This window comes from Streptomyces sp. YIM S03343 (assembly GCF_054729195.1).
The window spans coordinates 2,862,486-2,887,026 of the sequence record NZ_JBPUKX010000001.1 but is presented as its reverse complement, the minus strand read 5'-3'; the positions used below and the strand labels follow the sequence as shown (position 1 = coordinate 2,887,026).

General features: G+C 70.3%; 17 protein-coding genes. 10 read left to right on the top strand and 7 right to left on the bottom strand.

Going from position 1 to position 24,541, the window contains the following annotated elements:
* The first annotated feature begins 358 nt into the window (after positions 1-358).
* A complete protein-coding gene (locus ACSYGN_RS12150) occupies positions 359-3,976 on the top strand; it encodes an ATP-binding protein (protein ID WP_460394762.1) in 3,618 nt (1,205 codons plus the stop codon).
* Between the two features lie 4 nt (positions 3,977-3,980).
* Here ACSYGN_RS12150 and ACSYGN_RS12145 read toward each other — a convergent pair whose 3' ends face one another.
* From ACSYGN_RS12145 to glgX, 3 genes are all read right to left on the bottom strand, one after another.
* The gene (locus ACSYGN_RS12145) at positions 3,981-5,894 is read right to left on the bottom strand and encodes an ABC transporter ATP-binding protein (RefSeq protein WP_460394760.1); all 1,914 of its coding nucleotides are present in this window, start codon (positions 5,892-5,894) and stop codon (positions 3,981-3,983) included.
* Positions 5,891-7,783 (bottom strand): ABC transporter ATP-binding protein, encoded by a 1,893-nt coding sequence (locus ACSYGN_RS12140; protein WP_460394758.1) that lies wholly within the window; start codon positions 7,781-7,783, stop codon positions 5,891-5,893. Before ACSYGN_RS12140 ends, ACSYGN_RS12145 begins: the two co-directional genes overlap by 4 nt.
* 304 nt (positions 7,784-8,087) lie before the next feature.
* Entirely contained in the window at positions 8,088-10,352 is a 2,265-nt protein-coding gene (gene glgX / locus ACSYGN_RS12135) for a glycogen debranching protein GlgX (protein ID WP_460394756.1), read from the bottom strand.
* 150 nt (positions 10,353-10,502) lie between these two features.
* On the opposite strand from glgX, the gene ACSYGN_RS12130 reads away from it, so the two are divergent.
* From ACSYGN_RS12130 to ACSYGN_RS12095, 8 genes are all read left to right on the top strand, one after another.
* Positions 10,503-11,789, top strand: coding sequence for a L,D-transpeptidase (locus ACSYGN_RS12130; RefSeq protein WP_460394754.1), 1,287 nt, complete (start codon positions 10,503-10,505; stop codon positions 11,787-11,789).
* Between the two features lie 200 nt (positions 11,790-11,989).
* Positions 11,990-13,240 carry a L,D-transpeptidase gene (locus ACSYGN_RS12125; RefSeq protein ID WP_460394752.1) on the top strand — a complete coding sequence of 417 codons (1,251 nt, stop codon included), beginning with the start codon at positions 11,990-11,992 and terminating at the stop codon, positions 13,238-13,240.
* A gap of 438 nt (positions 13,241-13,678) precedes the next feature.
* On the top strand, positions 13,679-14,446 hold the full coding sequence (locus ACSYGN_RS12120) for an enoyl-CoA hydratase/isomerase family protein (protein WP_460394750.1): 768 nt from the start codon (positions 13,679-13,681) through the stop codon (positions 14,444-14,446).
* Positions 14,447-14,814: 368 nt separating this feature from the next.
* Complete coding sequence (locus ACSYGN_RS12115) at positions 14,815-15,318, top strand: ATP-binding protein (RefSeq protein ID WP_460394748.1); 504 nt, start codon at positions 14,815-14,817, stop codon at positions 15,316-15,318.
* 90 nt (positions 15,319-15,408) lie between these two features.
* The gene (locus ACSYGN_RS12110) at positions 15,409-16,269 is read left to right on the top strand and encodes a polysaccharide deacetylase family protein (protein WP_460394746.1); all 861 of its coding nucleotides are present in this window, start codon (positions 15,409-15,411) and stop codon (positions 16,267-16,269) included.
* Positions 16,269-17,486, top strand: coding sequence for a YVTN family beta-propeller repeat protein (locus ACSYGN_RS12105; RefSeq protein ID WP_460394744.1), 1,218 nt, complete (start codon positions 16,269-16,271; stop codon positions 17,484-17,486). Before ACSYGN_RS12110 ends, ACSYGN_RS12105 begins: the two co-directional genes overlap by 1 nt.
* A 149-nt stretch (positions 17,487-17,635) precedes the next feature.
* The gene (locus tag ACSYGN_RS12100; RefSeq protein ID WP_460394742.1) at positions 17,636-17,848 is read left to right on the top strand and encodes an EF-hand domain-containing protein; all 213 of its coding nucleotides are present in this window, start codon (positions 17,636-17,638) and stop codon (positions 17,846-17,848) included.
* Between the two features lie 256 nt (positions 17,849-18,104).
* Entirely contained in the window at positions 18,105-18,770 is a 666-nt protein-coding gene (locus tag ACSYGN_RS12095; protein WP_460394740.1) for an NADPH-dependent F420 reductase, read from the top strand.
* 53 nt (positions 18,771-18,823) lie between these two features.
* On the opposite strand, the gene ACSYGN_RS12090 is transcribed toward ACSYGN_RS12095, so the two are convergent.
* Positions 18,824-19,381: a glycoside hydrolase family 25 protein gene (locus ACSYGN_RS12090; RefSeq protein WP_460394738.1), complete on the bottom strand. Its 558-nt coding sequence runs from the start codon at positions 19,379-19,381 to the stop codon at positions 18,824-18,826.
* A gap of 205 nt (positions 19,382-19,586) precedes the next feature.
* Between ACSYGN_RS12090 and ACSYGN_RS12085 the strand changes: the two genes are divergently transcribed.
* Positions 19,587-22,034: an NB-ARC domain-containing protein gene (locus ACSYGN_RS12085; RefSeq protein ID WP_460394736.1), complete on the top strand. Its 2,448-nt coding sequence runs from the start codon at positions 19,587-19,589 to the stop codon at positions 22,032-22,034.
* Positions 22,035-22,051: 17 nt separating this feature from the next.
* On the opposite strand, the gene ACSYGN_RS12080 is transcribed toward ACSYGN_RS12085, so the two are convergent.
* The 3 genes from ACSYGN_RS12080 to ACSYGN_RS12070 all read right to left on the bottom strand — a co-directional run bounded on the left by ACSYGN_RS12080 (position 22,052) and on the right by ACSYGN_RS12070 (position 24,536).
* Complete coding sequence (locus ACSYGN_RS12080; protein WP_460394734.1) at positions 22,052-23,479, bottom strand: hypothetical protein; 1,428 nt, start codon at positions 23,477-23,479, stop codon at positions 22,052-22,054.
* 395 nt (positions 23,480-23,874) lie between these two features.
* Positions 23,875-24,267 carry a type II toxin-antitoxin system VapC family toxin gene (locus ACSYGN_RS12075; RefSeq protein ID WP_460394732.1) on the bottom strand — a complete coding sequence of 131 codons (393 nt, stop codon included), beginning with the start codon at positions 24,265-24,267 and terminating at the stop codon, positions 23,875-23,877.
* Positions 24,264-24,536, bottom strand: coding sequence for a hypothetical protein (locus ACSYGN_RS12070; protein WP_460394730.1), 273 nt, complete (start codon positions 24,534-24,536; stop codon positions 24,264-24,266). Before ACSYGN_RS12070 ends, ACSYGN_RS12075 begins: the two co-directional genes overlap by 4 nt.
* Positions 24,537-24,541 lie beyond the last annotated feature (5 nt).

The following is a 24,541-nucleotide window of genomic DNA, read 5'->3' as shown; positions in this document are numbered from 1 at the left end:
GAGTGCAGATTGTTCGTAGAAACTAGAAACTTCGATGGTCAACCAGCGTGTTGGTATCTGCCGGTAACGCCTGACGCGCAGACCACAGCTGCGTCATCCACCCTACGCGGAAACCGCCAAGATCGCCGATTGGGACCGCGCCGGTGACCTGAATGTATATCAGAACCCGTTTCGTGGGCGCGCGGACATCGTAAATTTCACGTGTTGTCAGCTCAGCTGCCCGGCGGCGGCCGTGTTGCGGTCTTCCCCGCCGGTGTTTCCATGGAAATGGAGGCATACGTGCAGGCAGATATTCGCGGAAACTCGGCGAACGTACGATGTCCCGCCAATCATGTGCGCCGCGGAGGGAAGAAACCTCATGCCCACCAAGGTCATCCGCCACCCGGAAGGCAAGGGGAGGCCGCAGAACGCTCCCTGGTACACGTTGTATCCCAGACGGTGGTGGTCCCGGATCTCAGGGGCAACGGGCAAGCGGTGGCGTACGTTCAGAACCAGACGAGAGGCGCACAGGAGCATCGTCCCCAATCGTAGTTGGCGCCGCTGGAACCTCTCCCAGGGCCGCGTGCTGCGGGCATTCGCCTTCCTCGGAGCGGTTCTGCTTTTCTTTATGGTGGGAATGGCCATTTATGATTCCGTGAACGGGGCTCCACACCGCTCATCGGTCCATAAGATGCGCAAGACCGAATGGTTCAGGACCGGCTCGGACATCGTGGAGCCTATTCTGATGGGCGCCCTGATACTGGCATTTTTCCTTCTCTTCTGGTACCACAAGACCAAGAAGCCGCTCGTTGCCAAGGCGTGTACGCGTCCACATGATCTGGTCCCCACGGCTGGAACCCTCGTCAACCGGATCGTCGGACGCCACGAACTGTCCCAGGTGATAGTCCAGACACTTCGCGACTGGAACACCCGAAAGCCTTATCTGCTCGTCGGTGGCGTGGGCGTCGGCAAGACAGCCGTTCTGGTGGAACTCACTCGGATGCTGGCGGAGCAGTCCGCCGTTCCCGTGCCCATCAACCTGCGCGACATGAAGGGCGACGGTGAACTCGACTTCGAGGAAATGGCGCGGCGCCGCTTCATGGAGGAAGCGAACCAAGGACTGCTTGCCGGCGGCGCCATCGACAAGACGTGGCGGCAGCTCAGACTCGACGACAAGGCTGTCGTCATCGCCGACGGCCTGGAAGAGGCTCTCCTCGACGAGAGGTACCAGGAGGACCGCGACAACATCATCCGACGGGCGATAGACCGAGCGGATCGCCAGAAGCTGCCCTTGGTCATCGCCTCGCGCCCGCACACACCGCTGGAGGGCACCCGGGCCGTCATCGCCAACCTGGAACCGTTGAACGAGGAAGCGGCCCTCGAATATCTGAGAGGAGAATCCGGTGAGCTGGACGAGCGCCGCATCGACTGGGTGGTGGAGACCGCCGAGGTCACGGACTCGCCGATCTACCTGCGGATCGCCCGGCTGCTGCAGCGGTGCGGGCTGCTGGAGCACCTGACACTCCGCGAGGAAGGCGCCCGCCTGGACACCCGCAGCAACGACTGCTCCACTCTCAGACTCTGGCTTCTGAACACCTACCGTCAGGCCATCGAAGACGGCCGCATATACGACAAGCTGGTGATGGACCGCGGGGAACGCCGGGAGACCACGTGGGTCCTGTCGGCGCTGGCCTGTCTGGGACTGTTGCAGGACAGTCTCGAGGTGACGTTCGAGGATTTCGTCAGCGCACACGTGGAGGACCTTCGTCACCACAGGCATTCTCAGGGCAATCAAGAGGAATCGCCGGGCAGTGCCCATCAATATGGGACTCGGCTTTCAGTTTCCCCGACACAACGCGACGCGATATGGGGCGTATTGAGTCGGAAGATCGGCGGGTCGGCGCCCTGGCTCAACACCCTGGATTACCCCAACGAGTGCCGTACCGAGTTGGCGCGAGCCATCGCCAACGGACAGCTCCTCGGGCTGGTGTACGGCAGCGAGAACAGGGTTCGGTTCCCGCACAGCATCCTCCAGGCATATCTGGGCTATCGCCTGCTGCGGGAGCTGGGGGACGACGAGATCGCCGCGGTCGTCGAACCGGCACTTCACAGCCCGGGCCCGTCCCGGGAACTGCTCATCGCTCTGGTGCTGCTGTCACGTCACCGGGCAGGGAGTGCCCGGAGCGGTCATGGAACGTCGCTGAGACTGTCCGAGCTGCTCAGCAATGCCGCAGCGAACCGGTACGACGCAAAGTACTTCGACCTGTACGCCGCAGCCCTGGAAATAGATTGCGTCGATCCGGCGCCGATCCAGGACAAGCTGGCCCAACAGCTCGAAGAACAATGGGCGGACCTCGACATCAGAGGTGATCAGCGGACCACCGAGGAGGCGAAGCTGGGGTTGGTGCGGCGCTTCGGAGCCGCTCTGCGTGAACGGGAGCGCCGCAGCAGGAGGGATCGTCCGCTCCTGGGCAAGGAGCCCGCGCAGCCGTCCCTTCCCTACATGCGCCTCTTCCGGATCGGTACCTGCGAGTCCTCCCATCCTGTCCGGATCGCGATCGCCCATCAGATAGCCGCCGGTGGCGACGCGGCCTTCCAGGACCTGCGCACGGAGTTCCCCGTCGGAGCCGATCCGATATCCCAGTACCTGGGGAAGACCGGTGCGGCCAAGCGGAAGTTCGACCATGACTGCACCGCCTGGCTCAATGAACAAGAATCGAACCCTGTTGCCGACCCGGAGGCAGTGGAAAAGAGACAGCGGCAGCATGACCGGATCGTGGACGAGTACGAGCAGAGCCGCACCGCATGGTGGCGCCACTTCGCCCTCCGGGCCTGGCTCGTTCCCATGTTCGTCGGGTCTGTCTCCGAAAAGTACCGTGACGAGGCAAAGGAGCGGCTGAACCTCTGGATGCACAACCTGACCGCCCCGACCGCCCGCCAGAACCCGCTCATGCCGCTCTCCTTGGAAAACGCTCTGGCGCAGGGCTTCAAGAACGCGGCGAACCGCCGGAAACGGCACCCGGACGCCTACGAAGAGGCCCGGGCCTACCTGGTGAAACAGGCGGAGAAGATGCTCACCTGCACTCGCTACTGGTACGCGCAGTTGAGTCTGCTCCATGCCCTGTGCCTGTGGGAGCTTCCCGACACCGTCGGACGCACCACCGGGTCCAACGCGTCGAACGGGCACCGCCGCCGTCCCACCTCACCGGCCACCCAGCTCACGAAGGACGGCGACGTGGCATCCCGCGGTCCCATGGAGCCCATGAGGTCGGTCACCCGATGGCTCGCGATGGCGGGCAGCGCACACGAGACTGCGGGCCCGGGCGGCGCCGGACACGAACGCCGTGCTGAAAAGGTCCTCCACCCGTTTGTCGCCGAAGCCGGCGATCTGGTGACCCTGGCCCTGGAGACGGGACACCCCGAGCGGTTCATCTGGATCGATGAGAACGGAGCCGTCGACAATGTGGGTTCCACCCCGGCCGATCCGGAGCGCTACCGCAAGCACAACCTGTGGATCGCCCCGTCCGTCGGCTGGAGCATCCTGCACCCACGAGCGCAACGCCTTGTCGCCGACGTACTGGTCATGGTCAATCTCACCGAGGGCAACGGGAGCCCTGACGATGTCGAGGAACGTCTGAACCTCGCCAACAAGGACGACCTCCCGCACTGTCTCACCCACGACCGCAGCCGGCTCCACCCCGAACGCAGTGTCGGCCAGGCCGACAGGGACGAATCCCGCACCACCTGCCTGTCCCCGTGCGAGTTCCGTCTGTGCCCCTATCCCCCCAAGGCCGGAAAGGCACAGACGGAGGTGGAAGAGCTGTTCTGCCGGCAGCAGCAGGCGCTCCTGCACAGCCGCTTCCGCTGGCGTCTGCCGGCCGTCAGCAGGCACACCGCGCCATGGGTGAGCATCCCCGTCAGGGAGTTGCACGCCTTCTGGGAAACGATGGCCAACCGGAAGCGCAAGACCACCGACGACGACGAATACCTCCTCTGAGCCGTCAGGCGAGACTGTCCCGCCAGGCCCGGTGCAGCGCGGAGAAGCGGCCCGTGCCGGCGATCAGGGCGGCCGGTTCGCCGTCCTCCACGATCCGGCCGTGCTCCATCACCAGCACCCGGTCGGCGATCGCCACGGTCGACAGCCGGTGCGCGATCACCACCGCCGTACGGCCCCGCAGCACCGTCGCCATCGCGTGCTGCACGGCCCGCTCCCCGGGGACGTCCAGCGAACTGGTCGCCTCGTCGAGGATCAGCACCGCCGGATCGGCCAGCAACGCCCTGGCGAACGCGACCAGTTGCCGCTGCCCGGCGGAGATACGGCCGCCCCGCTTGCGGACGTCGGTGTCATAGCCGTCGGGCAGCGCGGTGATGAACTCGTGGGCGCCGATGGCCTTCGCCGCCGCCTCGATCTCCGCGCGGCCCGCGTCCGGGCGGCCGATGGCGATGTTCTCGGCGACGGTCCCGGAGAACAGGAACGCCTCCTGCGTCACCATCACCACCCCGCGCCGCAGTTCGGGCACCGCCAGATCGCGCAGGTCCACCCCGTCGAGCAGCACCCGGCCCTCGGTGGGGTCGTAGAAGCGGGCCAGCAGCTTCGCCAGCGTGGACTTGCCCGCGCCGGTCGCCCCGACCACCGCGACCGTCTGCCCGGCGGGCAGCGTCAGATCGAAGCGGGGCAGTACCTCGCCACCGGTGCGGTACGCGAACCGCACCCCGTCGAACACGACCTCGCGGCCCGGGAGTTCGGACACCGGCGCGGGGAGCGGCCGGGGCTTCGCGGGCTCCGGCACGGACGGCGTCTGCGCCAGCAGCCCCGCGATCTTCTCCAGCGATGCCGCCGCCGACTGGTAGGAGTTGAGGAACATCGCCAGCCGGTCGATGGGGTCGTACAGCCGCCGCAGGTACAGCACCGCCGCCGCCAGCACACCCAGCTCCAGCGAGCCGTCCGCCACCCGGTAGGCGCCCCACAGCACGGCCACCGCGACCGTCGCGTTGGCCAGGACCCTGGATGCGACGACGTAGTTCGCCATCTCCAGGAGCGCGTCGCCGTTGGTGCGCTCGAGCCTGCGGTTGAGGACCCGGAAGTCCGCGTCGTTCGCCGCCTCGCGGCGGAACGCGCGCACCGGGCGGATGCCGTTCATCGTCTCGACGAACTTCACGATCACCCGCGCGATCGCCGTCGACCGCAAGGTGAACACCTCGCCCGCGCGTCGCCGGTAGCGCCGTACGAACAGATACAGCGGCCCGAGCGACAGCACCGCGACCGCGCCGAGACCGAGGTCCAGCCACAGCAGCAGCGCCGAGATGTAGAAGAAGGAGAGGATCACCACGACCAGTTCCTGGAGCCCCTCGCCGAGCAGTTCGCGCAGCGACTCCACGTCCGTGGTGGAGCGGGAGATCAGCCGGCCCGAGGTGTAACGCTCGTGGAAGTCGACGCTGAGCGCCTGCGCGTGCCGGAAGATACGGCCGCGCAGATCCAGCAGCACATCCTGGCTGACCCGCGCGGACGCCCCGATGAACGCGTACTGGAACACCCCGGAGGCCAGCGCGCACAGCAGATATCCGGCGCCCACCGCGATCAGCGGCCCCCGGTCGCCGTGGTCGCGCAGCGCCGGTACGGCACTGTCGATGGCGTACGCCACCAGCAGGGGTCCCAGCTGTGCGGCGGCCTGCTGGAGCAGCAGCAGGACGACGGACAGCGCGACCCGGGCCCGCAGCGGACGCAGCAGTGAGCGCAGCAGGGTGGCGGTGGCGCCGGGGCGGGTGGGCAGGACGTCCCGGTCGAAGGGGTCGCCCGCGGTGTCGTCCGGGTCGGGGAGGCCGTCCGCCGCGTCTGCCCCGTCGGCCCAGTCGTCGCGGTCGTCGCGGTCATTCGGCTCGTCGCGGTCGGAGACGGACGTGGTGGGCGCCGTCATCGGCGGACCTCCTGCGGGTCGTGCTGCGGCTCGTCCTGCGGGGTGGCCTGCCGGGTGGGCTGCGGGTCGTGCGGGTCGTCCTGCCGGGTGTCCTGTGGGTGGTCCTGTGGGGTGTCTTCCGTTCCCGACATCAGGTGGGCGTACTCGGGGTTCGTGCGTAGCAGGTCGTGGTGGGTGCCGACCGCGGTGATACGGCCGTCCGACAGCAGCGCGACCCGGTCGGCCAGCAGGACCGTGGAGGGGCGGTGGGCCACGATCAGGGCCGTGGTGTCCGCGAGCACCCGGCGCAGGGCGGCCTCCACCGCGGCCTCTGTGTGCACGTCCAGGGCGGACAGCGGATCGTCCAGGACCAGGAACCGGGGCCGTCCGACCACCGCCCGCGCCAGCGCCAGCCGCTGCCGCTGACCGCCCGACAGACTCAGTCCCTGCTCGCCGACCTGGGTCTGCGTGCCCTCGGGCAGCGCGTGCGCGAAGTCGGCCTGCGCCACGCCCAGCGCCCGGTTCAGCTCGGCGTCCCCCGCGGCGTCCCCCGCGCCCATCAGGACGTTCTCCCCGACGGTCGCCGAGAACAGGGTCGGCTCCTCGAAGGCCATGGAGACCAGAGAGCGCAGCTCCGCCCGCGTCATGGCGCTGATGTCGGTGCCGTCCAGGGTGATCCGGCCCGAGGTCACCTCGTGCAGCCGGGGGACCAGCGCCGTCAGTGTCGTCTTGCCGCTGCCGGTCGCACCGACCAGGGCCATGGACTCGCCCGGGCGGATGTGCAGGTCGATGCCGTCCAGGACGGGACGCGAACCGGGCGGGGCGTCGGGGTAGCGGAACCGCACACCGTGGAAGTGCAGCCCGTCCTCGCCCGGGGCCTCGGCACCTTCCGTGGCCCCCGCTTCCTCCGGCTCCGCGTCCATCACCTCGAAGTACCGTTCGGTGGCCGTCGCGGCCTCCTGGCTCATCGCCAGCAGGAAGCCCATCGCCTCCACCGGCCAGCGCAGCGCCAGCGCCGTCGTCAGGAAGGCGACCAGCGTGCCCGCGGACAGCCCGCCGTGCGCGACCTGCACACTCCCCAGCACCAGCGCCGCCCCGATGGCCACCTCGGGCAGTGTCACGATCACCGCCCAGATCCACGCCAGCAGCCGCGCCTTGCGCAGCTCCGTGCCGCGCAACGTGCCCGACAGCTCGCGGAACGCCCGCGCCTGGCTGCGGTGCCTTCCGAACCCCTTGATGATGCGGATGCCGAGCACGCTCTCCTCGACGACCGTCGTCAGATCGCCCACCTGGTCCTGGGCCAGCCGCGCCACGTTCGCGTACCGCTCCTCGAAGATCACGCACAGCACGACCACCGGCACACCCGGCCCCAGGATCACCAGCCCGAGCGTCCAGTCCTGCAGCAGCATGATCACCACGCCGACCAGGATCGTCACCCCGTTGACCAGCAGGAACGTCAGCGGAAAGGCGAGGAACATACGCAGCAGCATCAGATCGGTCGTCGCCCGGGACAGCAGCTGGCCCGAGGGCCAGCGGTCGTGGAACGCCACCGGCAGCCGCTGGAGATGCCGGTAGAGATCCGCCCGCATCTCCGCCTCGACGCGCGACAGCGGGCGCGCGACCAGCCAGCGCCGCGTCCCGAACAGCAGGGCCTCCGTGACGCCGAGCAGCAGCAGGTACAGCGCCCCCAGCCATACCCCGGCGGGGTCCCGGTGGGCGACCGGGCCGTCCACCATCCACTTCAGGACGAGCGGGATCACCAGGCCCAGGCAGGACGCCACGATCGCTACGAAGGCGGCCGTGAACACGCGTGCGCGTACGGGTCTCACGTAGGGCCACAGGCGGAGCAGGGTGCGTACGGCGCTGCGCTGTGCGGGGCGGTCTGCGGCGGTTGCACGTGTCGTGGGCATCATGGCGAGCCTACGGATCGGTGAGGGGCGCGCCCAGCGAGTTTTGGACGGACCTGGGTCGGGCTTCGGTCCTACGACCTCGGGTGAGCTGCGGCGTTTCTTGCGCCCCCGCCGCCCCTTCCCGTTCCCGACCCCGGGGGCTCTGCCCCCGGACCCCCGCTCCTCAAACGCCGGAGGGGCTGGGTGGGGGCGCTGGGTGGGTGGGGTGGGGTATGCGGGGGGCTGGGTGGGAGGCGCTGGGTGGGTGAGTGGGTGGGAGGGGGTGGGGGTGGGGGTATGCGGAGGGACTGGATCGATGTCTGTCCTAGGGCTGCACCGCCCGCAGGAACAGCACCGACCTTCCCGGCACCCGGATCGTCGACCCCGCCTGATGCACCTCCGCCGGAGCCGCGGACTGGTTCTCCTGCGAGGTGTCGATCACGACTTCGTACCGCTCCGCCCACGGCGGGCCCGGCAGCACGTACTCCGTCTCGGCGGACCCGGCGTGCAGGATCGTGAGGAAGCTGTCGTCGAGGATCTTGGCGCCCTGCTCGTCGCGGCCGGGGATGTCCCGGCCGGAGAGATACATGCCGAGGGTGGCGGCGGGGGCGTACCAGTCGCCCTCCGTCATTTCCGTGCCGCGGGCGGTGAACCAGGCGAGGTCGCGAAGTCCGTCCGCCGAGTGCGCCCGCCCCGAGAAGAACGCCCTGCGGCGCAGTACCGGATGGCGGTGGCGCAGCTCGATCAGGCGGGCGGTGAGGTCGAACAGGGCGGCGCAGCCGGGGTCGTCGCGCAGGCTCCAGTCGAGCCAGCTGATCTCGTTGTCCTGGCAGTAGGCGTTGTTGTTGCCGCCCTGGGTGCGGCCCAGCTCGTCGCCGGCGACCAGCATCGGCACGCCGGTGGACAGCAGCAGGGTGGTGAGGAGGTTGCGCAGCTGGCGGCGGCGCAGGGTGCGGATGTCCTCGTCGGTGGTCTCGCCCTCGGCGCCGCAGTTCCAGGACCGGTTGTCGTCGGAGCCGTCGCGGTTGCCCTCGCCGTTGGCCTCGTTGTGCTTGTGGTGGTACGTCACCAGGTCGCGCAGGGTGAAGCCGTCGTGCGCGGTGACGAAGTTGACCGAGGCGTAGGGGCGCCGCCCGCCCCAGGCGTACAGGTCGCTGGAGCCGGACAGCCGGTAGCCGAGGTCCCGTACGTCCGGCAGCGCGCCGCGCCAGAAGTCCCGTACGGCACCGCGATAGCGGTCGTTCCATTCGGTCCACAGCGGCGGGAACGCGCCGACCTGATAGCCGCCCGAGCCCACGTCCCACGGCTCGGCGATCAGCTTGACCCGGCGCAGCACCGGGTCCTGGGCGATGACGGCGAGGAACGGGGAGAGCATGTCGACGTCGTGCATGGAGCGGGCGAGCGCCGCGGCGAGGTCGAAGCGGAAGCCGTCGACGCCCATCTCGGTCACCCAGTAGCGCAGCGAGTCGGTGATCAGCCGCAGCACCTGCGGCTGGACCACGTGCAGGGTGTTGCCGCAGCCGGTGTAGTCGGCGTAGCGGCGGGCGTCGTCCTGGAGACGGTAGTAGCCGCGGTTGTCGATGCCCTTCATCGACAGGGTGGGGCCCAGCTCGCCCGCCTCCGCGGTGTGGTTGTAGACCACGTCGAGGATGACCTCGATCCCGGCCGCGTGCAGCGCGCGCACCATCCGCTTGAACTCGCCGACCTGCTGTCCCGTCGTACCGGAGGCGGCGTAGGCGGCGTGCGGGGCGAAGTAGCCGATGGAGTTGTAGCCCCAGTAGTTCTTCAGACCGCGGCGCAGCAGATGGTCCTCGTGCGCGAACTGGTGGACCGGCAGCAGCTCCACGGCGGTGACGCCCAGCCGGACCAGGTGTTCGATCGCGGCGGGGTGGGCGAGTCCGGCGTAGGTGCCGCGCAGTTCCTCGGGGATGCCGGGGTGGCGCCGGGTGAAGCCGCGGACGTGCAGCTCGTAGATGACCGAGTCGGCCCAGGGCGTCTTGGGGCGGCGGTCGTCCTCCCAGTCGTCATCGTCGTCGACGACGACGCCCTTGGGGACGTACGGCGCTGAGTCCCGGTCGTCGCGCACGGTGTCCGCGACATGCTGCTCCGGCCAGTCCCGGACATGCCCGTACACCTCCGGCGGCAGGGCGAACTCTCCGTCCACCGCGCGGGCGTACGGGTCGAGCAGCAGCTTCGCCGGGTTCCAGCGGGCGCCGATCCAGGGGTCCCAGCGGCCGTCCACCCGGTAGCCGTAGCGCTGGCCCGGCATCACCCCGGGGATGAAGCCGTGCCAGATCTCATGGGTCAGCTCGGTCAGCCGCACCCGGGTCTCACGGCTGCGGTCGTCGAACAGACACAGCTGGACGGCCTCCGCCCCAGCCGCCCAGAGCGCGAAGTTGGTGCCGGCGACACCGTCCGGTCCGGTCCGGAAACGGGCGCCCAGCGGGGTCGGCGAGCCCGGCCACACCGGCACACCGGGCGGCGTCGGACGCGGTACCCCGTCGCGTCCCGTGGCGGACGGGCGCGTCCCCTCCGTGGCGTGCCCCTGCGCCACGGCCCGCTTCTCAGCTGCGTCAGCTGCGCTCGTCACTTGCTGGCCTCCTGCGGCTCATGGAACGGCGTCGGAAAAAGGCATGCGGCGTCCCGGCCGCGGCTTCCTGCCGCGTCGTTCTCCACTGTTCTGCCCAGAGCTTGCGTCGCACTCACGTTTCCCCAGGGCGGTGCTGGTCGTTGAGCACCCGTGAGGCATGCACAAGGGCGCGCACGGCGCGCGAGAGCCGCGCTGACCGCGCCGGCAACCGTACTGTCAGGGGCCGCACGGGCTCCGTTCGCTCGACTCGCCGCCCTGTTCACCTGGGCCGCCCTGCTGGCCGCGGCCGCCGGCTGCGCCGCCCCCGGCCCCGCCGGGACCGGCCTCGGCGGGCTGTTCGGCAGGGCGCCCACCGCCGCCGACGTCATCCGGGTGTCCCCGCTGGACGGCCACCGCGCGGTCGGCCCCCGTGCGGCGCTCCGGGTGCGGGTCTCGGACGGGCGGCTGGAGTCCGTACGGGTCGTCAGGGTCCAGGCCGGACAACGCGTCCCCGTGCCCGGCAGGCTCTCCCCCGACGCCCTGACCTGGGAGCCCGACGACCGGCGGCTGCTGCTCGGCGCCCGCTACACCGTGGACGCGGCGGCGCTGGACGCCCAGGGCCACCGCTGGAAGCGGCACGCCGCCTTCGCGGCGTACACACCGGCCCGGCGCTTCGTCGCCGACGTTCTGCCCGGGGACCGTACGACCGTCGGCACCGGGATGATCGTCTCCCTGGCGTTCAGCCGGGAGATCCGCGACCGCGCCGCCGTCGAGCGCGCCGTTCGCGTCACCGCGCGGCCCGCCGTCGAGATCCGGCCGCACTGGTTCGGTTCCGACCGCCTCGACTTCCGCCCCGAGCACTACTGGAGACCCGGCACCAAGGTCACGGTGGCGCTGCGCCTCAACGGTGTCGAGGGTTCGCCCGGTGTCTACGGGCTCCAGGAACGGACGTACTCCTTCACCGTCGGCCGCAGCCAGGTCTCCCTGGTCGACGCGGCCCGCCACACCATGCAGGTACGGCGCGACGGGGCTCTGCTGGCCACCGTGCCCATCACCGCGGGCGCCCCGAAGACGGCCACCTACAACGGGAAGATGGTGGTGATGGACATGGAGCGGGTGACCCGTATGGACGGCCGCACAGTCGGCTTCGGCAACGCCTACGACATCAAGGACGTCCCGCACGCCATGCGGCTCACCGACTCCGGGACCTTTCTGCACGGCAACTACTGGGCGCCGGACGCCCCCGGGAACGAGAACGTCAGCCACGGGTGTGTGGGGCTCAGGGATGTGAAGGGCGGTGCGTCCGACACCCCCGCCGGCTGGTTCTTCGACCGCAGTCTGATCGGTGATGTGATCGAAGTGATCCACAGTGATGACCGAACGGTCGCGCCCGGCAACGGTCTTGGCGGGTGGAACATGGGGTGGGCGCAGTGGAGGGCGGGCGGTGCATCGGGCTGACCACGGCGGGACCCGGGCGGTGCATCGGGCTGACCACGGCGGGACCCGCGTGGGGACCCTGCGGCGAGCGGCCGGAAGTTGCTGCTGAACGGTGACATTCACCTGACACTTCCCTCAAAACCAGGCGGTTAATATGCGCCAATAGCGTGCGCGGGACACGCAGGGGTGGGGCCTGACCGGCCCCTTGGAGGGGAGCAGAGTTGAACGTGCGTCCGATATCGGGGGCGTCGGCTGACGAGCGCCGCAGCGGGGGGCGGGGCACGACGAAGGGGCGGATGGCGCTCATAGCCGGCGCTCTGCTGCTGGGCGTCACTGCGTGCGGCGGCGGGTCGGGATCCGGTGGCACCGGTTCCGATGCCGGCAAGAACGCGGACAAGCAGCAGAGCAAGCAGTCCGAGGCCGTCGTCACCATCGCGCCCAAGGACGGCGCGAAGTCCGTCGACACCAGCGGCGCCCTCAAGGTCAGCTCGGCCAAGGGCAAGCTGACCGACGTGGAGGTCAAGGACGCCAAGGGCAAGACGGTCGACGGGGCGATCACCGGCGGCGGCACCACCTGGACGCCGTCCACCCATCTGGCTGCGTCCACCAAGTACACGGTCCACGCGACCGCCAAGGACTCCGCGGGCCGCGAGGCCGCCGAGGACGCCAGCTTCACCACTCTGACGCCGCAGAACACCTTCGTCGGCTACTTCACCCCCGAGGACGGTTCCACCGTCGGCGTCGGGATGCCGTTCTCCGTCCGCTTCACCCGGGGCATCACACACCCCGAGGACGTCGAGAAGGCCATCAGCATCAAGACCGAGCCCGCCGTGGACGTCCAGGGCCACTGGTTCGGCAACGACCGCCTCGACTTCCGCCCCGAGCAGTACTGGAAGTCCGGCACCAAGGTCACCGTCAAGCTCAACCTGGACGGTGTGGAGGGCCGCTCCGGCGTCTACGGCAAGCAGACCAAGACGGTCTCCTTCACCATCGGCCGCAACCAGGTCTCCGTGGTCGACGCCAAGAAGCTCACCATGAAGGTCATGCACGACGGCAAGGTCGTCAAGACGCTGCCCGTCACCACCGGCAAGGCCGGGTACGACACCTGGAACGGCCAGATGGTCATCAGCGAGAAGCTCCGGGTGACCCGTATGAACGGCGAGACGGTCGGCTACGGCGGCGAGTACGACATCAAGGACGTGCCCGACGCGATGCGTCTGACCACCTCCGGCACCTTCATCCACGGCAACTACTGGGGCGGCGGCGCGTTCGGCAACTACAACGCCAGCCACGGCTGCGTCGGCCTCCAGGACGTGCGCGGCGGCGGCAACCGCTCCCTGCCGGCCGGCTGGTTCTTCGACCACTCGATGATCGGTGACGTGGTGGTCGTCAAGCACTCCAACGACCGTACGGTCGACCCGGACAACGGCTACAACGGCTGGAACATGTCCTGGGAGAAGTGGACCGCGTAACCCCATCGCCCATTGCCTCAGCAGGCCGCGAGGGCCCGGCACCGAGACCACGGTGCCGGGCCCTCGCGGCGTCATGGGGCTGAGACCGCAGTGCCGGGCCCTCGCCGTATCACGGGGCCGAGACCGCAGTGCCGTGCCGCGGCGCGCGTCACGGCGCCGGTGCGACTCAGGGCCTTTCGTTTGGATCATGACGCAGACGCGGGGTCTGGCACGCACGTCTGCGGCGTTGTCGTCACTCGCCGACTCCCCCGAGTTCTCGGCTGCGCTCGAACAGGGGGGACCCCCGTCGCGTCGACTCCCTCCTCCGCCTTGCAGCCGCACGCACCAGACCCCGCTGCCCGGCACTGGACATGCACCGTCGGCATCCTGCGACCTGATCCAAACGAAAGGCCCTACCGCACCGGACCCCGCCAGGTTAGTCACCGTTAACCTGCCTGCATGACCGTGAATCTCGAAGTCGCCGAGGGCGTCGGCACCCTGCGTCTCGACCGCCCGCCCATGAACGCGCTCGACGTGGCCATGCAGGACCGGCTCAAGGAACTCGCCGAGGAGGCCACGCGCCGCGAGGACGTCCGCGCCGTGGTGATCTACGGGGGCGAGAAGGTGTTCGCGGCGGGCGCGGACATCAAGGAGATGCAGGCCATGGACCACACCGCGATGGTCCTGCGCGTCCGCGACCTCCAGGACGCCTTCACCGCCGTCGCCCGCATCCCCAAGCCCGTCGTCGCCGCCGTCACGGGCTTCGCGCTGGGCGGCGGCTGCGAACTCGCCCTGTGCGCCGACTATCGCATCGCCGCCGACAACGCCAAGCTCGGCCAGCCGGAGATCCTGCTCGGCCTCATCCCCGGCGCGGGCGGCACCCAGAGGCTGGCCCGGCTGGTCGGGCCCTCCCGCGCCAAGGACCTCATCTTCACCGGACGGATGGTCAAGGCCGACGAGGCGCTGAGCCTGGGCCTGGTCGACCGGATCGTGCCCGCCGCCGACGTGTACACCGAGGCGCACGCCTGGGCGGCCAAGCTCGCACAGGGTCCGGCGCTCGCGCTGCGCGCCGCCAAGGAGGCCGTCGACACCGGTCTGGAGACGGACATCGACACCGGTCTCGCGGTGGAACGGAACTGGTTCGCGGGCCTGTTCGCCACCGAGGACCGCGAGCGCGGAATGCGCAGCTTCGTCGAGGAGGGTCCGGGCAAGGCGAAGTTCCTCTGAAAACCAGCGGTTGTGGAGGCCTGGCGGACTGTGCCGGAGCCCGGTGTTCCGCACCGCGCGGGCGGACCCTGTGAAGTTCGTGGGGGAGAGCTGGGAATCACGCCGAACCTCTTGCAATTGACATGACGTCTGATCCGGGTCCCTCGTCAGGGTGGTTTATGGGAGCCTTAAGACACTCTTAAGGCCATCTTGTCGAGGAGGCTCTCCCCTTGCCCGGAACCGAGCCTTCCGTGCAGGTCGGAGGGGCGGTGCCGGACTCCGAACTGCCAGTGGCATATGCCGATCGGATCCTCCGGAAGGGGCCCCTCCAAGGGGTGTTTTCCGCAGGAACGGCCACGCGTGGCGCTGACGGCGGTCATGATGGGGGCATGGCGGGGCTGGAGGGCATGGAACAGCCACGGGGACACAGCCGTGCGACCGCGGCGCGTTGGTCGCCCGCGGTGGAGGACGAACGAGCGGTCAAAGCGCTCGAGTTGTTCGGCAACCCGACGGAGTCCGAGGTCCATCTGCCGTCCCGCCCCGAATCCGCCGCCACCGCCCGCCGGCTCGCCCAGGTGGTGATCCTCCGGCAGTGGGGCCTCACCCCCAAGATGGCCGAGGACGCCGTCTTATTGGTGTCCGAGTTGGTCGGCAACGCCGTACGGCACACCGGCGCCCGGGTATTCGGCCTCCGGATGCGCCACCGACGTGGCTGGATCCGCATCGAGGTCCGCGATCCGTCCCGCGGGCTGCCGTGTCTGATGCCGGTTCAGGAGATGGACATCAGCGGACGCGGCCTGTTCCTCGTCGACAAGCTCGCCGACCGCTGGGGCGTCGATCTGCTGCCCCGGGGTAAGACGACATGGTTCGAGATGCGGGTCGCCGACCGCTGAAACGCCACTTCCGGCCCGCTGACCAGCAGGCGACCCGCGCCGGACGGGCAACGGGGTGAATCGCCGGTTTTCTTACCCTCCGCCCCTTAAATGGTGCGGGTGACCACGACCGACCGCCGCGGGGTGCTGCGCGCCGGTGCCGGGCTCGTCGCCGGGGGCGCCCTCGCCGCCGGCTGCTCCGCACCCGGCCCGGCCGGCGACCCCGCGGCCTCCACCGCCGTATCACCCGCAACCTCCACCGCCGTATCACCGGCGACCGACGGGCCGTCAGCCGGCGCACCGTCGCCCGGCTCGCCGACCGCTGCGAAACCCGGCTCCCTCGCGGCCCCGGCCCCCCGCGCCTACCCCGGCCGCCCCGCGCAGCTCACCCACGGCCCCCGCGACCGCCCCCAAGTCGCCCTCACCTTCCACGGCCAGGGCGACCCCGCCATGGCCGACGCCCTGCTCACCGAGGCCGAGCGGCGTGGCGCCCGGGTCACCGTGCTCGCCGTCGGCAACTGGCTCGACCAGCACCCCGGGATGGCCCGCCGTATCCTCCACGGCGGCCACGACCTCGGCAACCACACCCAGCGCCACCTGGCCGTCAACACCATGCCCGAGGCGGCGGCCCGCGCCGAGATCGGCGACTGCGCGGCACGGCTGCACCGGCTCACCGGCTCCATCGGCACCTGGTTCCGCCCCTCCCGCGCCCCGCGCGCCTCCCCGCTCGTGACCCGGCTGGCCCGGGCCGCGGGCTACCCGCACGTCCTCTCGTACGACGTCGACTCGCTCGACTTCACCGCACCTGGCGCGGCGGCTGTCACCCGCAACGTGCTCTCCGAGATCCGCAACGGGTCCGTGGTGAGCATGCACTTCGGGTACCCCGACACCGTCGCCGCCCTCCCCGCCGTCCTCGACGAACTAGGCCGCCGCGGGCTGCGCGCGGTCACCACCACGGAGCTGCTCAGCTGATGCAACGCACCCTCCAGACCCGCACGCCGGTCCGAGCCCTCGTCTGCTGTGCCGCCCTCGCCGCCCTGGCGGCCTGCGGCTCGGGCAGCACGTCCGGCACCACGTCCGGCAGACCGGCCGCCGCCACCAAGCCCGCCAAGGCCGTCGACTCGCTCGCCCCCGCCCCGGCCCGGGAGAAGATCCCGCCCGGCCTGCCCGGGATGCCGCCGGTCCTCGACCCCCACGACGTCTACGCCGCCGACCGCCCGAACCGGCTCTCCCCGGTCGTGAAGGACTTCCCCTCCCGGGTCTACGTCCCCAACACCAACTCCGACACCGTCTCCGTCATCGACCCCAAGACCTACAAGGTCATCGAGACGATCCCGGTCGGCAACCAGCCCCAGCACGTGGTGCCCTCCTGGGACCTCAAGACCCTGTGGGTCAACAACGACCGCGGCAACACCCTCACCCCCATCGACCCGCGTACCGGCGCGGCCGGCAAGCCGGTCGACGTGCACGACCCGTACAACCTCTATTTCACGCCCGACGGCAAGTACGCCGTGGTCATGGCCTCCCTCGACCGCGAGCTGGTGTTCCGCGACGCGCACACCATGCGCCGCATGAAGACCGTCCCGGTCAGCTGCTACGGCGTCAACCACGCCGACTTCTCCACCGACGGCCGGTACTTCATCGTCTCCTGCGAGTTCAGCGGGGAACTGCTCAAGGTCGACACGGCGAAGATGAAGGTGATCGGACAGCAGAAGCTGCCGTTCCACGGCTCGATGCCGCAGGACGTGAAGATCTCCCCCGACGGCAGACGCTTCTACATCGCCGACATGATGGCCGACGGCGTCTGGGTCCTCGACGGCGACACCTTCGCCACCCCCACCTTCCTGCCCACCGGCAAGGGCGCCCACGGCCTCTACATCAGCCGCGACTCCCGCGAGATGTACATCAGCAACCGGGGCGAGGGCACCGTGTCCGTCTTCGACTTCGAGCGCGGCGAGGTCACCAGGAAGTGGCACCTCCCGCACGGCGGCAGCCCCGACATGGGCGGTGTGTCGGCCGACGGCAAGGTGCTGTGGCTGTCCGGCCGCTACAACTCCGAGGTGTACGCCATCGACACCCGCACCGGCGAACAGCTGGCCCGCATCAAGGTCGGCAGCGGCCCGCACGGCCTCGCCGTCTACCCCCAGCCCGGCCGTTACTCCCTGGGTCACACCGGCATCTTCCGATGAACCGTGCCACAGCGGCCGGTTGTCAATCGCCCGGACACCGGGAGGAGTTGGACCGGGTGGCCGCCGCTCTGCGCGCCGACGTGGCCTGTTAGTTTGACCGGCGTCAGGGCGCCAATACGGCAACGGGCCAACGCAAAAGGGGCGGATCGGTGGCAGACATCGAGGAAGCACGCAAGGAGTTCCAGCGGATCGACCGAAACGGCGACGGGGTCATTACCGCCGCCGAGCTGAAGACGGCGCTGGCCGAGGGGGGCGACTGGAACGTCACGACGGAGGTCGCGGAGGCCATCATCAGGTCCCGCGACCTCAATGGCGACAAGGTGCTGTCGTTCGAGGAGTTCTGGGGCTACCTGGACAGGTGACGAGTGGGTGAGGGGGGTGTCGGTCCGGTGCCGGACCGACACCCCCCTCACCCATTTCCCCCAGTGGGCCATCAGTGGGGCCATCAGTGGGCCATTCACCCGACCACCGGCTCATAGAGTCACCGGTCCGCCACCGGCCCGCCACCGGCCCGCCTCACCGCACGGCAGCGGATCAGCGGAATAGGGACGGGAGTGACGGGGTTGGGGTGTGGGACGGGGAAGCCACACATATGCCTCCATCCCGGAAGGGCCAGTCATGAAGATCGGCATCATCGGCACGGGAAACATCGGCGGCAACCTCACCCGGCGGTTCACCGCCGTCGGCCACCAGGTGGCCGTGGCGAACTCACGCGGCCCGCAGACGCTCACAGCGCTGGCCGAGGAGACCGGCGCGACCCCGGTCCCGGTCGAGGAGGTGGCGCGTGGTGCCGAGGTCGTCGTGGTCACGGTCCCGGTGAAGGCGGTCCCGAAGCTGCCGGCCGGATTGCTGGACGGTGCCGCGCCGGACGTCGCGGTGATCGACACGGGCAACTACTACCCCCAGCAGCGTGACGGCCGTATCGCCGAGATCGAGGACGAGGGCATCACCGAGAGCCGCTGGACGGAGCGCCGGATCGGCCACCCTGTGATCAAGGCGTTCAACAGCACCTTCGCCCAGGACCTGCTGGACCGCCCGCGCCCGGCCGGTGACCCCGAGCGTATGGCGCTCGCGGTCGCGGGTGACGACGCGGCCGCCAAGGCGAAGGTCCGGGCGCTGATCGACGACATCGGCTTCGACACCGTCGACTCGGGCGGCATCGACGACTCCTGGCGCCAGCAGCCCGGCACCCCGGCCTACGGCATCAGGGAGGACGTGGAAGGAGTCAAGAAGGCCCTGGCGGAGGCGTCCCCGGAACGCAGCGCGGACTTCAGGGGCGAGTAAGTCCCGCTCCCCAAGTCCTGCTCTCCAAGTCCCGCTCTCCAAGTCCCGCTCTCTCAGCTCACCTTGGCCCAGGCCCGTAGCGCGGCCTTGTCGGTGAAGGCGGCGACGTCCTTGTCGTGCGGTGCGTCGGTGTACTGGTGGAAACGCCACTTCGCCCGGATCCGCGGATGGCCCGCGGTGACGTAGTCGGCGATCCAGAGTCCGTCCCCGGCGTACGAGGTGGTGTCGATGTTCAGCCAGAAGCTGCGGTTGGTGTAGAGCAACACGCGGTGGTGCGGCCGGAGTTCCTTCACCTTGCGGATGAAGCGGTCCTTCTCGGCGTTGCTCGCACGGGTGCCCTCGCCGGTCGTCTCCCAGTCGACGGCGAGGATGTCACCGGCTCTCTCGGGGGCCTTGGAGACGAAGTACGCGGCCTGGGCGGTGATGTCGCCCGGCCACAGGAAGTGGTAGAAGCCGACGACCAGACCCGCGTCCCGCGCCGTCTTGGTCTGTGCGGCCAGCTTCGAGTTGACGTACGAACGGCCCTCCGTCGCCTTGATGAAGACGAAGGAGAGGCCGTCCGTAGCGAAATCCGAGGACTGGTACGCGCTGACGTCGATGCCGTGGAGCATGCAGGACTTGTGCCCTCTGGCACGCGACAGGAACCTCCACCGCATTCGTACAGCTGTGTCATGTCGTCGAGTCGGCCGCCGAGTTCGGCATCGGGGCGGGTCCGGGCGGGTCCGAGCGGCGGCGCGGGCCGACTCTCCCATTCTGCCCCGGTGCGGGTGATCTTGCCGATACGATGGCGGCAACGGCGAATTGGGGGAGTCCGCGGTGGAACCCTTGACGGGCATGGTGGTCTCGGCTGTCGGCATGGTCGCCTCGGGCGCGCTGTCCGGAGCGGGCGGTGAGACGGGCCGCCGGGTTTCCGAGCGGCTGCACACCCTGCTGACCCGCGCCCGTGTGGAGGACCGTACGGTGCGTACGGCGGCCGGGGACTCCCGCGGCACACCGCCGCCCACGCTCCCGACCACCGGACCCCAACAGACTGCGGCGGCGTTACGCCTGCTCGAACTCGCCCGCAGATCACCCGAGTTCGCCCGCGAACTCACCGACTGGGTGCGCGAGGCAGGCTGGCTGGCACCACGCGCCGTACCCGCCGTCGCACACGGCGCGTCCCGTCCGCAGATGCTGCCCCCGGTGACCGCAGCCTTCACCGACCGCGAGGACGTCCTCGCCGCCGTCAGGGCCCTGCTCGACGACCCGGACCGCGCTTCCGGCGCCCCGGCCGTCGTCGCCCTCACCGGGCCCGGCGGCATCGGCAAGACCGCCGTCGCCGTCCGCTGCGCCCACGATCTGCGCGACCGCTTCCCCGACGCCGCCCTGTACGCGGACCTGCGGGGCGACTCCGCCGCCACGGCCCTCGCCCCGTCCGACGTCCTCGCCCGCTTCCTGGAAAGCCTCGGAGTACCGGCCGCCGCGGTCCCGGGCGACGAGACACGTCAGCGGGATCTGTACCTCGACTGCACGGCCGACCGGCGCATGATCGTCGTTCTGGACAACGCCCACGACGACGCCCAGGTCCTGCCCCTGCTGCCCGGCGCCCCCGGGTGCCTGGTCCTGGTGACCAGCCGCCGCCGTCCGGCCCGGTTGGTGGCCGAGCACGGGGCGCTCCCGCTGACCGTCCGGCCGCTGTCGCCCGCTGACTCGGTACGGCTGCTCACCCGGGTCGCAGGGCGCGGGCGTCCGGCGGAGGGGGAGACCGTGGCGGCAGCCGTCCGGGCGGTGGCGGAGGCGGCCGGCGGGGTGCCGCTCGCGCTGTGCACCACCGGCGCCGGGCTCGCCGTACGGGAGCATCTGGCGTGGGAGCGGGTGGCACGGCAGCTGTCCGACCGGATCGACGGTCCCGACCAGGGGGGTGGTGCCGTGTCCGGCACCGAGGCCAACACCGCAACTGACACCGGCACCGATGCCGTACGCCGTGCCTACGACGTGTCCTACGGCGACCTCGCGCCCGAGTGCGCCGCGCTCTACCGCGCCATCGCGGTGTGGCCGTGGCCCACGGTCACCGTCCCGTGCGCCGCGCACGCCGCAGGGGTGCCGGAGGCCGAGGCGCGGGAGCTGCTGGAGCAACTGGCCCGGGTGCATCTGCTGACCGAGGTCGGCGAGGAGCGCTACCGCTTCCACGACCTCGCCCGCGCCCACGCCCGGGACCTCGCCGTTGCCGAGGACGGCCCCGCCCGTATGGCCGCAGCGGTGCGCCGGGTCACGGTCGGAGAGCTGCGGTTCGCCGCGGAGGCCGACTTCCGGGTGATGCCGAAGCGCTGGCGCCTGGGCCCCGCGTACACCGGCCTCACCCTCCCGCCCGACCGCGAACCGTGCGACGGCAAGCGGGCGTTGGAGGCACTGCGCGAGGAGCGGGAGAACCTCGCCGCCGTCGTCGGGGCCGCCGCGCACCATGGATTCGACGAACACGTATGGCAGTTGTGCGAGGCGATGTGGGGCTTGCATCTGCTGCTCGGCTTTCACGCGCAGTGGATCGACACGCATCTGCTCGGCGTCGAGGCGGCCCGGCGTGGCGCCGCGGAGTTCGGTGACCCGCGTGCGGTGGGCCGGATGCTGGTCCAACTGGCTTTCGCATACATGGGAGTCGGCAGCGCACGAGAGGCCGAGTCAGCGCTCACGGAGGCCGCAGCCGCGGACCAGGCATGTGCTCACCACCGGGGGCAGGCGAGCGCGGTGGAGGCGCTGGGCCTGCTGCGCCTCAAGCAGTGGCGCTACGCGGAGGCGCGGCAGTGTTTCGAGGAGGCGCGGGAGGTGCTGGCGCGCATCGGGGAGCACGATCCCGGCCGGGAGGACGTGCCTCGCGCAACCGCCTTGCTGGAAAACCACATCGGGAGGGCCGAGGCCCGCCAGGGCCACCGCGAGGCCGCTCTCACCCGCCTCAACTCCGCGCTCGCCCTCTTCCGTCGGCTCCCGGGAGGCGGCGACCCGTACAACGAGGGCCGCGTGTACATGAGTCTGGGCGAGGCCCACTTGGACGCGGGGGACCTGGAACAGTCCCGGGTCTGCCTGGACAAGGCCGTCGACGTCATGACGGCCACCGGGGCGGGCCTCCAGCTCGCCGACGCCGCCGAGTTGAGGGCCCGCTGCCATCGACTGGCGGGCCGCCCGGCCGAGGAGGCGGCGGACCTCGGTACGGCGGCCGACTGGTACGAGCGCAACGGCGACGGGGCGGGCCTGGAGCGGGTACGGGCTCGGCTGGCTGAACTGGAGCCGTAAGCAGCCCTGTTCGGCGTTCAGTCGAAGGAGAGCGGTTCGACGCGGACTGGGTGTCCGGTTGCTCCGGTCCGCACGGTGAGCGTGCCGCCGAGGACGCGGGTCAGCGACCGGCCGCCGGTGATCCACGCGTACAACGCGGAGGCGTAGGTGGCCGGATCGCAGGGATCGGCCCGCCCGTCGGCAGCCGCACCGGCCGTCAGCCGTAGCACCTCACCTCCGCGGGTGCCCACGACACACCGGTCCGGCCCGTCGACGTAGGCGACCAGCCCGCAGTACGGATACCGCGCAAGCGCCTCGGCCACCCACGCCCCGGGTGGCCCGAGCCGTGCATCGCTGGCGGCGGCGTACCGTACGACGACATCCGCGATCCGCAGCCGGGAGATCTCCCGGGTCTCCTCGTCGACGACGGTGTGCGCGCTGTCGTAGCCGTCGCACCCGGTGTCGGGGGCGGCCGGGTCACCGACGACGGCGTACCGGACGACCGAGACCTCCGGCGCCTCGGCACCGGACTCCCGCGTGAACACCCGCAACGGCGCGGTGCGGTGGGCGGGTTGATGCGGCGGGAGTGGCAGCGGGTCGAGGAGCGCCGGGTGGCCGTGGGGTTCGTCGATGCCGATGAGGCCGTAGAAGAGGGACCGCAGCAGCGCGGCGGACTCGCCGGGCGTCGAACTGACGTGTTCGGCAAGCTCTTTGTACCGGCTTGGGTAGTGCGTCTCGATGACGGAGTCGATCTGCTCCCGCAGACTGCCGCGCCGGTCGATCCACGGAGCGGTCCGCCCCAGGGCGGCGACGGGGGAGCGCGGGTCGAGATCCTCCTGAGGGAACGATCCGAGGAGGACGGGGACGCCGATGGCCGCCGCGTAGGAGGTGACGCTGGAGTGGTCGCCGAGGACGCAGTCGGCGGCGATCAGCGCCTGCCGCCAGCTGTCGAGCGGCGGTACGGCGTCCAGACCGGCCCGCTGGGCGTTGTCCAGCCAGGCCCGCACCTGGCCGGGGCCGTGGCCGTACCAGATGTTGGGGTGCAGAACGGCGACGGTGCGGTACTCGTCCGCGGGCAGTTCCGTGGCCAGCCGGGACAGCAGCCAGGGCAGCAGATCGCCGCTGCTGTCCTCTTCGGCGGTGCCGCCGAAGAGGGAGCGCGGCGCCCAGGTGGAGCTGACGACGACCAGCCGCTGCCCCGGGGCGACACCGAACGCACGGCGGAAGCGGTCGCGTTGGGGAAGTGCGGCGAGGATGCGGTCGTAGCAGGGGTCACCGGCGAGTACGGCGGTGGGGGCCGCCTCGGGGCACGAGGACCGCAGCCGCTCCAGCTGCTCCGGGTGCGACAGCACGGTCGCGTCGGCGAGCGGCCGCCCGTCCGTCAGGAGCCACTCCGGCGAGAGCCCGAAGACCGGCGCCTGGTGTCTGGTGTCCGGTGTCCGGTGTCCGGTGTCCGGTGTGGCCAATTTCTTATTGTATCCGACACCGTGTGACAGAACCGCCAACTTACCTTGTATGGTCGCAAGTTGACCGCCGTAGCTGGCGGACACGGCCAGATCGAACCGAGTCTGTCCGACCTGCTCCCACGGCAGCACCGGCAGCCCGGCCCCCTCCAGCAACTCGCTCACCCCGGCCTGGAAGGGCGACGACCCCGTGCAGGTGGCGAAGAGCTGCACCCTCAGATCGCTGTGGAACAGCGGCAGTACATCCAACAACCGCGTCGCGGACGTCACGTTGTGCACGACGAACAGCACCCGCCGGCACCCGGCCCGTGTCACCCACCGCCCGGCATCCACCCCGACAGGCACCCGCAGCCATCCGGCCCCTTGTCTCACCCCAGCCCCTCCCGGCCGCCGCCCGGTCAGACCTTGACCGCGCGTACACCCCGGCCGCACAGCATCAGCAGGTCTTCCGGGTCCGAGGTCAGGACGGTCACGGGGGCGGGAGAGGCGAGGGCGGTGGCGGCCACGATGGCATCCAGAGCGTACTTGTGGCCGTGCAGGCCGGCCGCGGCGAGCAGCTTGCTCGCATGGCGTGCGACGGCCTCGGTGGGCGGGACGATGTTCACGCGGGAGACGGCGTAGTCGAAGCGGGCCTGATGGGTCCTGGGGTCCCGGGCTTCGACGAGGGTCACCGAGCTGACCACGACGCGGATGTCCTCTGCCTCGGCCGCGGCCAGCCATTCGGTGAGTTCCGGCGTGCGGCGTACCAGGCCGGACAGGCCCTCGCAGTCCAGGACGAGCGTGCCGCTCACGCGGCGTCCACCGAGCTGGCCGCGTCGCCGCGCAGAACGGCACGCTTGGCCTCGACGGCCGCCGGGTCGACGGGACCGTGCTCGGTCTCGGCGTCCTCGATGAGCTCACGCAGCCGGTCGCGCTCCAGCTGACGCTGGATGAGGGCTTCGACGTAGGCGGACATACCGCGCTTGCCGGTGCGCGCCCTGAGCGCCGCGATGGTCCCCTCGTGGAGGGAGACCGAGACCGGACGTACGGGGCCTTCACCGGGGTTCGGAGGGAGAGCCATGAGCC